This window comes from Niallia laureatilytica, assembly GCF_046613985.1.
Classification (GTDB): domain Bacteria; phylum Bacillota; class Bacilli; order Bacillales; family Cytobacillaceae; genus Niallia.
This window is the reverse complement of sequence record NZ_JBKKHP010000005.1, coordinates 326,956-334,940: the sequence shown is the minus strand read 5'-3', so window position 1 is coordinate 334,940 and position 7,985 is coordinate 326,956. Positions and strand designations below refer to the sequence as shown.

Here is a 7,985-nt window from a genome sequence, read left to right as displayed (position 1 = left end):
ATAAATTAATATATATACATAACGAAAACAAAACATGCGCCTTTAGCTCAGCTGGATAGAGCATACGCCTTCTAAGCGTACGGTCAGAGGTTCGAATCCTCTAAGGCGCGTACCAAATGCAGTTGGACTTACTGCACGGAATGCCTTTCGATACGTAATGACCCAGTTTCATTGCATATCGGGAGGTGTTTTTATTTTGCAAAAATTTGCTTGTTCGTTTAAAAAATAGTCCCAAAAAGATATTATAGATTTTCTGATTATTCCCAATTAATAAGATTTTTTGTAAAAAATATATTGTTTACACAAAAATAAAATCGCTGTAAACCTATATAATGCTACCGATATAAACAGTAATTGGGCAGTTAAGCCATTAATAATAATTAAGGTGATAAAAATAATGACAATCATTATTATCAAGGACTTTTTTGTAAATTTAACAATATTGATTTCTGTCCTTTTTTTCTATTCCAGAGTCATGAAAGATTCACAGCTTCATCAAGATTCTCCACTTCATATAAAACTACTTATGGGTTTTGCAGGGGGAATTATTGGCATACTTTTAATGATATTTAGCATTCATGGCAGCTTTTTAATCGATCTGCGCCATTTACCAATTATCTTGCTTGCATATTACGGTAGGGGAATTCCTGCTTATCTTTGTGCGGCGTTAATCATTTTCGGTGATTTTTTTATTAACAGAGACTTCTCTTTTGTAGTGATAATCGTCTTGTTTTTAATAGCCTTTGTTTCTATCTTTATTGCTAATAGAAATATTTCAGGTAAGCATAAGGTATTTGCTACTTTAACTACGACAAATATTATACTAACGACGATACTTTATTTTTTTGTATTAGACGATATAAAACATTATATTTTCTCGATGTTTTTGCATGTTATATTCACCTATGTAGCTGGTTATGCATCTTTTAACGTAATCGAGTACATTAGAGCAAGCCAGGAATTATTTAATAAATACAAGTTAGAATCAACGATAGACAGCTTAACAGGCCTAAATAATGTTAGAAAATTTGATTATATTTGTAAGAAACTGATGAAAATAGCTGCAACAAGGAATGAAGCTTTAACACTTCTATATATCGATATCGACTTTTTTAAAAAAATTAATGATACGTACGGGCATTTAGAAGGAGATATGGTGTTAAAAGAGGTTGGTAGCATTCTCAAAAATTCCACAAGACCAACCGATATCATTAGCCGGAACGGCGGGGAGGAATTTACCGTTATTTTAGTAGACTGTTCAACCGAATTGTCATCTGAAATTAGTGAACGGATTAGAAAATCGGTAGAAGATCACGTATTTATGTTAAGTAATGGAGAAACAATTAACATCACTGTTTCCATAGGGGTGGCAGCTTTTGATAAAGCTGTAAATGATATTAACTTATTTATAAATAAAGCGGATAAAGCATTGTATCAAGCGAAAAAGCTGGGACGTAATCAAGTTGTTTATGATTAGAGCGTTGTTTATACAACGCTTTTTGCTTTTCTCAAGTTAAAGTAGTGAACCTTCACATGACCAAATGTAAAAGTAAGCAGCAATAAAAATTTTTCGTTATTACGACATCTTTTTAATAGGATACAGTATTAGTTTTATTAAGCGGATAGGTATTAGTCTAATTATAATTACAAAAACACTTAGTTTGTTGATTGCACAAACTAAGTGTTCGAGATATAATTAAACCGTATTAAAACGCTTTCTTTACATAGGAGAGGAGATGGAATGATGACAAGAATTAGCTGCAGGTAGCATTTTAAGCTAAATTCACCGCTAAATGAAAGTTTGCCTAGTTTTTCAAACACATAAAATAGAAGGAGGTATAGGCAGAGCAGTTTGCAGAAAGCAAATTAATACTCTGTCTAGAAGACTATGAAGCAGAAACGAAATTCACTCTATATCTTCTCATTAACACTCGTAGCAGCAATTGGCGGCCTTTTATTTGGATATGATACAGCAGTCATTTCTGGGGCTGAAAAATCCGTACAAGCATATTTAATTACAAGCTTAGATTTAGGAACATTAGCGCATGGTGCAACTATTTCGAGTGCACTTATCGGCTGTATTATCGGAGGATTAATATCAGGTTATTTTGCGTCTGCATTTGGTCGCAAGAAGTCGCTTATCATTGCAGCAGTCCTTTTCTTTATTTCGGCATTAGGGTCGGGATACCCTGAATTTCTCTTCTTTCAGCAAGGGGAGCCAAGCATTGCATTGTTGTTTGTGTTTAACTTGTATCGAATCATTGGCGGAGTTGGCGTAGGGCTTGCATCTGCAATTACTCCAATGTATATTGGGGAAATTGCCCCAGCGGATATTCGCGGTAAAATGGTCTCTTTTAACCAATTTATGATTATATTTGGAATGCTGGTCGTTTATTTTGTTAACTGGGGGATAGCAAACGGACAAACGGTAGAATGGGTTAATGAAATTGGCTGGCGTTATATGTTTGCTTCGGAAGCAATACCTGCAGTGCTGTTTGGTCTGCTGCTCTTTTTAGTTCCGGAAACTCCGCGCTACTTAGCGTTTAAGAGAGAAGATACTAAAGCAATGCATGTGTTAGCCAAGATCAACGGTGCAGAACAAGCAAAAACGATTCTACAAGAAATTAAACAGACATTGAATGTAACACAAGAACCAACAAAGTCTGCTAAACTTTTATCTTTTGGAAAGCTTGTCATTGTTATTGGGATAATGCTGTCTGTTTTTCAGCAGTTTGTAGGAATAAATGTTGCTTTATATTATGCTCCTCGAATCTTTGAAAGCATGGGTGCGGCAAAAGATGCTTCGATGCTGCAAACAATCGTTATGGGGCTTGTTAATGTCGTTTTCACTGTTATTGCTATATTTACCGTAGATAAGTGGGGTAGGAAGCCGTTATTAATAACTGGCTCTATCGGGATGGCAATAGGAATGTTTGGTGTAGCCGGCCTTGCTTTTGCCAATATCATTGGAATCAGCACATTAATTTTTATTATTGTTTATACAGCATCTTTTATGATGTCATGGGGACCAATCTGCTGGGTGCTTATTGCAGAAATATTTCCTAATAAAATCAGAGGGCAGGCAGTAGCAGTTGCTGTTGCTGCACAATGGGCAGCAAACTATTTTATTTCCTCTACCTATCCGATGATGATGGAATACAGCGGTGGGTTAACATACGGTTTTTATGGCGTAATGAGCATTCTATCAGCAGTATTTATTTGGAAATGGGTCCCTGAAACAAAGGGAAAAACACTTGAATACATGGATAATTTTTGGATCAATAAGACGAAGGGTCAAAAAAAGGCATCATAAATAAAACATACAGGTAGTGGCAAGACTTTGAAAGTTTTATCTCAGGTCTTGCCACAAGTATTTTTTTGTAAACTGACAATATATTAAGATATTTAAAGAAATTTCGAGCTGGAGTTATATTTGGACATGAAATCTCGGTTAAACGAGTAAATAAAGAGTAATTTATACAAATTTGAACAATTAGCTGTCTTTACAAGAAAATATTGGAGGAGTATGATTGCTAACATAATATTAATTCTTATTCGCTGAGTCTTTTTAAGAGCGGGGGACCCAATCTGTGATGAACAATCACATGGGGTGAATCCTTCTGTAGAAGGTAGGGCTACTCTTTTGGCCCGAATCCGACAGCTAACCTCGTAAGCGTAAAGAGAGAGGATGTGTAACTGGTGATCGAAAAAATCAACTCGACCACGGGGTAATCCTCCGCGGTCTTTTTTCTGTAATTAAATAAAAATATCTTGTATCGCTGAAATCCATTTGGAGCGGGGGACCCATTCAATACGTGAGCAAAACTCACCGGGGTGAATCCTTTATGAGAAGGTAGGGCTACTATCTTGGCCCGAATCCGGCAGCTAACCTCGTAAGCGTTAAGACAGAAGGTATTACCTTGGATTTAAACCCCTTGTGTAATACAGGGGGTTTTTTGTGCAAAATTTTAATGGTAAATATTAACAAAAATGAAAAGGGGCAGTATATGGAAGACTTGCTTATGCTTGCGATTATTGGGATATCAACAGCCGCTATGTTTGGATTAATTACTTGGTGTGAACAAAAAACAGCTGTAGGCGAACAGGAGGAAAAGAAATGATTACGTTTATTTTTGTCCTGGCACTAGGTGTTGTCATCTACTTGCTGTATGCGTTACTGAACCCTGAGAAATTTTAATATAAACGGAGGGGAAACAATTGGTTTTCACCATATTATCAATCATTCTTACACTTCTGCTCATAGTGCTATTAGTAATTCCTATGGGAAATTATATGGCGGTCGCATTTAATGAGCATCCTACAAAGCTGGATAAGATATTTTATCCTGTTGAAAAGTGGATATATAAACTCGGCGGAATAAAAAATAACACACAAACTTGGAAACAATATGCTTTGTCTATGCTTGCAGCAAACAGTTTTATGATTCTATTAGTCTATTTGATTTTCCGATTTCAAGGGTTTCTTCCTTTAAATCCGAACCATATTGCTGGCATGAGTCCTGATTTAGCTTTTAATACAGCAATAAGCTTTATGACAAATACGAATTTGCAGCATTACAGCGGAGAATCAGGGTTATCGCTGCTATCACAATTGATTGCGATCATCTACATGATGTTTGTCGCCCCAGCATCTGCTCTTGCAGTTGCCATTGCATTTATAAGGGGATTAGCGGGGAAAAGGCTTGGCAGCTTTTTTATCGACTTAACCAGAAGCATAACAAGGGTACTGTTGCCGATTGCATTTGTCACTAGCTTTATATTTATTGCTCTCGGAGTTCCACAAACAATGAACACAACAATGGAGGCCGAGACGCTCGAGGGAGATGTACAGACAATAGCAACAGGTCCAATTGGTTCCTTCTTATCGATTAAGGAGCTTGGTAATAATGGCGGAGGATATGTAGGAGTTAACTCAGCGCATCCTTTTGAAAATCCTAATGCACTTTCAAATACACTGCAAATTATCTTAATGTTCTTATTGCCAGCTTCTATTCCGATTACTTACGGAAAAATAATCGGAAATAAAAAACAAGGTAAAGTATTGTTTATTTCGATGGCTATGATTTTCCTTGTGTTTCTCAGCACCTCCCTTTATCAAGAATATCAAGGAAATCCTGCTTTTACTAAGATGGGATTATCAGCTGAAAACGGCAGTATGGAAGGCAAGGAAGTTCGGTTTGGCATTGTTCAGTCAGTCTTGTTTGCGATAACAACAACTGCAACAGAAACAGGTGCTGTTAATACGATGCATGATACGCTGACACCTATTTCCGGGATGCTAACATTGTCGAATATGCTCTTAAATACCGTTTACGGCGGTGTTGGCTCTGGTTTTATCAACATTATGATGTATGTGCTGATTGCTGTTTTTCTTTCAGGGCTCATGGTTGGAAGAACACCTGAGTTTTTAGGGAAAAAAATTGAAGGGAAGGAAATGAAGCTGATTGCCGTTACCTTGTTGATTTCGCCATGTCTAATACTGACAGGAACTGCTTTAGCTTTATTCACCCCATTAGGCAATGAAGGAATTTCTAATCCAGGATTCCACGGATTGACACAGGTGCTCTATGAATTTACTTCATCTGTTAATAATAATGGCTCAGGCTTTGAAGGGCTTGGTGATGCGACTCCTTTCTGGAATATATCAACAGGTGTTGCTATGTTCATCGGACGATTTTTTCCGCTTCTTACGATGCTAGCAGTCGCAGGAAGTCTGGCATCCAAAAATATTGTGCCAGAAACTGCCGGAACATTCAAAACAGATACTTCTTTATTCGGTGGGTTGTTTATTGGTACGGTTTTTATCGTCGGAGCTTTGACGTTTTTTCCAGTCCTTGTCTTAGGTCCGATTGCTGAATTTTTGACATGGTGATGGAGGGTTAAATAATGAATTTACAAGAGGAAGTACAAATTCAGAAAGAAACAGCCTTAATGAATAATGATATTATCAAACATGCTATGAAGGATTCCTTCCTAAAGCTACATCCTAAGCTTATGGTGAAAAATCCAATAATGTTTATTGTGGAATTAGGATTCTTTATCACTTTCATTCTTTCCTTTTTTCCTAATATATTAGGAGCACATGAAAGTGATCGCTGGTTTACTATCACTGTTTCTATCATTCTGTTATTCACCGTCTTGTTTGCAAATTTTGCAGAGTCCATTGCAGAGGGAAGAGGAAAGGCACAGGCCAATGCGCTTAAGACTTCCAAGACAGATGTGTTTGCTAACCTGCTTATTAACGGCAGCATCATGCAAGTTCCGTCTTCCAGCTTAAAAAAAGGGGATATCGTTCTAGTTAAACAAGGAGAAATGATACCTGGTGACGGGGAAGTGATTCAAGGGTTGGCATCTGTTGATGAATCGGCAATTACAGGTGAATCAGCACCTGTGCTGAAAGAAGCTGGAGGAGATTTTAATTCGGTAACAGGTGGAACACTTGTCGTCAGTGATGAAATAAAAGTGAAAATAACAAGCAATCCTGGCGAGTCCTTTTTAGATAAAATGATCTCATTAGTCGAAGGTGCAGAACGGCAAAAAACACCGAATGAAATTGCTTTAAACACGGTGTTAATCAGCTTAACACTTATCTTCCTATTCGTTGTCATGACATTGCCATTCTTTACAAACTACTTAGGCTTTCAGCTGCAAGTGCCTGTTCTTATTGCCTTGCTTGTTTGCTTAATTCCCACAACAATTGGTGGGCTTCTTTCTGCAATTGGCATCGCAGGGATGGACAGGGTGACCAAATTTAATGTTCTGGCAATGTCGGGTAAGGCAGTCGAGGCAGCTGGAGATATTAACACTATCATTTTAGATAAAACAGGCACCATCACCTTTGGGAACAGGATGGCAAGTGAATTTGTGCCAACTGGCAATACGAATAAGAATACGCTTTATAAGTGGATTTCCGCAAGCTCTGTTAAGGATGAAACCCCAGAAGGGCGCTCGGTTCTGGAATTGTTGGAAAAGGAAGGCTATGCAATTGATTTATCCTTGGCAGCCGGAGCAGATATAGTTGAATTTAAAGCTGAAACAAGAATGAGCGGGTTAAATCTGCCTGATGGCAGACTTGTTCGCAAAGGGGCAGTCGACGCAATAAAACAATGGGCTGTTTCAAACGGCGGCAATGTGCCAGAAGATTTGGACAGAAAAGCAAATAAAATAGCCCAAGCAGGAGGCACTCCATTAGCAGTGGCAATCGACAACCAAATTATTGGGCTTATTTATTTAAAAGATACCGTTAAACCAGGGATGAGAGAAAGATTTGACGAACTGCGGCGGATGGGCATCAAATCAATTATGTGTACTGGCGATAATCCATTAACTGCAGCAACGATTGCCAAAGAAGCAGGTGTGGATGAGTTTATTGCTGAATGTAAGCCTGAAGATAAAATCGCAGTAATAAAGCATGAACAAGCAAAAGGGAAATTAGTAGCTATGACTGGAGATGGCACGAATGATGCGCCTGCACTGGCACAAGCGGATGTTGGTTTGGCGATGAACAGTGGCACAACTGCAGCAAAAGAAGCTGCTAATATGGTTGATTTAGACTCTAATCCTACTAAATTGATTGAAGTAGTTAGCATTGGCAAACAGCTATTAATGACAAGAGGTGCCTTGACTACTTTCAGCATCGCCAATGATATTGCGAAGTACTTTGCGATAGTGCCTGCGATGTTTATGCTGGCAATCCCTGAGGTCAGTGCGTTAAATATTATGGGACTTCACTCGCCAGTTACAGCTATTCTGTCAGCATTGATCTTCAATGCAATCATCATTCCGCTCCTCATTCCACTGGCAATGAAGGGGATAGAATATAAACCAATGAGTTCAGATGCACTATTAAGAAAGAACCTGTTTATTTACGGAGCAGGAGGTGTGATTGTTCCATTCATTGGAATAAAGGTAATAGATATATTAATTTCGTTCGTAATATAACAGTTACGGAAGGAAAGGGATGAA

Annotated in this window: 6 protein-coding genes, 1 tRNA gene and 2 riboswitches; all 7 genes read left to right on the top strand. The window is 38.0% G+C overall.

Going from position 1 to position 7,985, the window contains the following annotated elements; translation table 11 throughout:
- Positions 1-36: 36 nt before the first annotated feature.
- Positions 37-110: transfer RNA gene (locus ACLIJJ_RS15340), tRNA-Arg, on the top strand.
- Positions 111-397: 287 nt separating this feature from the next.
- A complete protein-coding gene (locus ACLIJJ_RS15335) occupies positions 398-1,477 on the top strand; it encodes a GGDEF domain-containing protein (protein WP_233314945.1) in 1,080 nt (359 codons plus the stop codon).
- Positions 1,478-1,888: 411 nt separating this feature from the next.
- Positions 1,889-3,313, top strand: coding sequence for a D-xylose transporter XylE (gene xylE, locus ACLIJJ_RS15330; protein WP_237943084.1), 1,425 nt, complete (start codon positions 1,889-1,891; stop codon positions 3,311-3,313).
- Positions 3,314-3,546: 233 nt separating this feature from the next.
- Positions 3,547-3,692, top strand: a riboswitch (cyclic di-AMP (ydaO/yuaA leader).
- Positions 3,693-3,767: 75 nt separating this feature from the next.
- A riboswitch (cyclic di-AMP (ydaO/yuaA leader) is annotated at positions 3,768-3,914 on the top strand.
- Between the two features lie 42 nt (positions 3,915-3,956).
- Positions 3,957-4,121: a hypothetical protein gene (locus ACLIJJ_RS15325; protein ID WP_237943082.1), complete on the top strand. Its 165-nt coding sequence runs from the start codon at positions 3,957-3,959 to the stop codon at positions 4,119-4,121.
- Complete coding sequence (gene kdpF, locus ACLIJJ_RS15320) at positions 4,118-4,198, top strand: K(+)-transporting ATPase subunit F (protein WP_396953832.1); 81 nt, start codon at positions 4,118-4,120, stop codon at positions 4,196-4,198. The genes ACLIJJ_RS15325 and kdpF overlap by 4 nt, the downstream gene beginning before the upstream one ends.
- Positions 4,199-4,218: 20 nt before the next feature.
- Positions 4,219-5,892 carry a potassium-transporting ATPase subunit KdpA gene (gene kdpA, locus ACLIJJ_RS15315; RefSeq protein WP_267913336.1) on the top strand — a complete coding sequence of 558 codons (1,674 nt, stop codon included), beginning with the start codon at positions 4,219-4,221 and terminating at the stop codon, positions 5,890-5,892.
- Positions 5,893-5,906: 14 nt separating this feature from the next.
- Positions 5,907-7,961: a potassium-transporting ATPase subunit KdpB gene (gene kdpB / locus ACLIJJ_RS15310; RefSeq protein WP_411411212.1), complete on the top strand. Its 2,055-nt coding sequence runs from the start codon at positions 5,907-5,909 to the stop codon at positions 7,959-7,961.
- The last annotated feature ends 24 nt before the right edge of the window (positions 7,962-7,985 follow it).

Bases quoted from the DNA above. Each gene is read 5' to 3' on its own strand.
- xylE (WP_237943084.1), top strand. From the start codon at position 1,889: ATGAAGCAGAAACGAAATTCACTCTATATCTTCTCATTAACACTCGTA.
- kdpB (WP_411411212.1), top strand. From the start codon at position 5,907: ATGAATTTACAAGAGGAAGTACAAATTCAGAAAGAAACAGCCTTAATG.
- ACLIJJ_RS15335 (WP_233314945.1), top strand. From the start codon at position 398: ATGACAATCATTATTATCAAGGACTTTTTTGTAAATTTAACAATATTG.
- kdpF (WP_396953832.1), top strand. From the start codon at position 4,118: ATGATTACGTTTATTTTTGTCCTGGCACTAGGTGTTGTCATCTACTTG.